Raw genomic sequence first — 1,765 nt, forward strand, 5'->3', positions numbered from 1 at the left:
TGGTATGCTATCCGTCAATAGGACAGTGAAATATTTTAACAGTTTTATAGACTGCCTCCCTGTTATGGAGGCAGTTTTTTTGCGCATGTAGCTTGCCGCGCTCACAAAAGGTATGGGTTCTTTAGGCCGCATTGTAATAGTTGTGATGAAACGCCATTGGCGTCATGATATGTAATTTCCTTTGAATCCGTTTGTTATTGTAATATTCCATATAGCTGTGAATCATCGCAACTAAAGAAGAACAACTTGTGAACGTGCGACGGTAGTACTTTTCGCGCTTGATAATCCCCCAAAATCCTTCCATGGGACCATTATCAATACAACGCCCTACTCGAGACATGCTTTGGCACATGCCTGCCTTCTCCAGCCTTTTATAGAATTGTTTGTGTGTATATTGAAATCCGCGATCACTGTGAAACAGGGGATGAGCGTCCGGTTCTTTATTTGTGGCCGCATCAAAAGTTTGGAAAACCAAAGACAAATCATTACGATCACTGATTTCATACGCAACGATGCGACGGTCATAAAGATCCAATATGGCACTCAGATATATTTTTTTGATTTTGGTTCCCTCGTAATACTTAAATTCTGTCACATCGGTTAGCCATTTTTCATTAGGAGCGTCCGCACGAAAATCACGGTTAAGACGATTTTCAGCGATATGATATGGATGATACCCAGCTTTGGTGATGCTATTTGCACGATGTTTGATTCGTGACTGGATTTGTCGACTCCGACAAATCCGAAGAGCCCGTGTATCGCTAATAAAAATACCATGGCTGTATGCCAACTCGTCACGAATTCGACGATGCCCCATATCGTCATGTTCTTCGTGAATTTGTTTTGCCACTTCCGCGATTTGGGTATTGTGAATTTCCCTTGGGCTTTGTGGTTGCTTGAGCCAGCGGTAATATGCGGATCTTGTCACACGTAATATTTTACACATTACTTTTACCGGATAGCCCTTCTCCGTATGGAGTTGCTGGATAGTCTTATACTCTACTCGATTTCTTACTTCTGCCAGCGATTCCTCCTTTCTAATTCTTGGAATTTTTTTGTGACATCAAGTTCCATTTGGAGACGTTGATTTTCGCGTTTCAGTTGCGCCAATTCATCCTGAAGTGTTTCCTCCGGAGTCCGGCTAGGCAATGTTCCTTTTCTACGCCCGCGGCGGTCTTCCAATCCTGATTTTCCCAGTTTTTCATATCTCGCTACCCATTGGTAGACGTTTTGATAGGAAACGCGATATTTTTGAGCCATGGCCCCATAGTTTTTTTCGTTCGCCAAACAGTCCAATACAATTTCTAGACGCTCGTCTATTTTTTTCGTGTGGCTTCTACTCATAGCGCTTCCTCCACGTTCTGTTTTGAAGTCTTTATGAGTATTATAAACCTTTAACCAGTCTTGTAGTTGGGACTTATTACGCAATCCGTATTTTTTTGCGATATCGACTAAGCTCCCGAAGCCATCAAGATAGTCCAAGACAGCGGCTCGTTTCAATTCCTTGGGATAGTGGGTATTTTTGCTCATTGGAAGCAGGGCCGTAGGACCGCAGTTCTCGTAAAGCATAATCCATCTGTTAATGGCCGAGGGGGACACCCCTAATGTTTCCCCAGCTCTTGCAATAGATATTTCATTATTAATACATCTCTCAACCAATTCACATCTCTCTTCAAATGTGTGTTTCATTTGACGTTTAGGCATGACAAAACCCCCTATATAGGACTTGAATTAATTCAGTGTCCTATATAGAGGGAGCATATCA

2 protein-coding genes are annotated in these 1,765 nt (G+C 42.4%); both read right to left on the minus strand.

Annotation, left to right across the window (positions count from 1 at the left end; translation table 11 throughout):
• Nucleotides 1-121: 121 nt before the first annotated feature.
• A complete protein-coding gene (locus PVE40_RS12645) occupies nucleotides 122-1,051 on the minus strand; it encodes an IS3 family transposase (protein WP_338033484.1) in 930 nt (309 codons plus the stop codon).
• On the minus strand, nucleotides 1,012-1,704 hold the full coding sequence (locus PVE40_RS12650; RefSeq protein WP_274732289.1) for a helix-turn-helix domain-containing protein: 693 nt from the start codon (nucleotides 1,702-1,704) through the stop codon (nucleotides 1,012-1,014). The genes PVE40_RS12645 and PVE40_RS12650 overlap by 40 nt, the downstream gene beginning before the upstream one ends.
• Nucleotides 1,705-1,765: the final 61 nt, after the last annotated feature.

The organism is Jeotgalibaca caeni, assembly GCF_028863945.1.
Lineage (GTDB): Bacteria > Bacillota > Bacilli > Lactobacillales > Aerococcaceae > Jeotgalibaca > Jeotgalibaca caeni.

What these genes read in the sequence shown, in the direction of transcription:
- PVE40_RS12650 (WP_274732289.1), bottom strand. Translation starts at nt 1,704, where the DNA reads ATGCCTAAACGTCAAATGAAACACACATTTGAAGAGAGATGTGAATTG.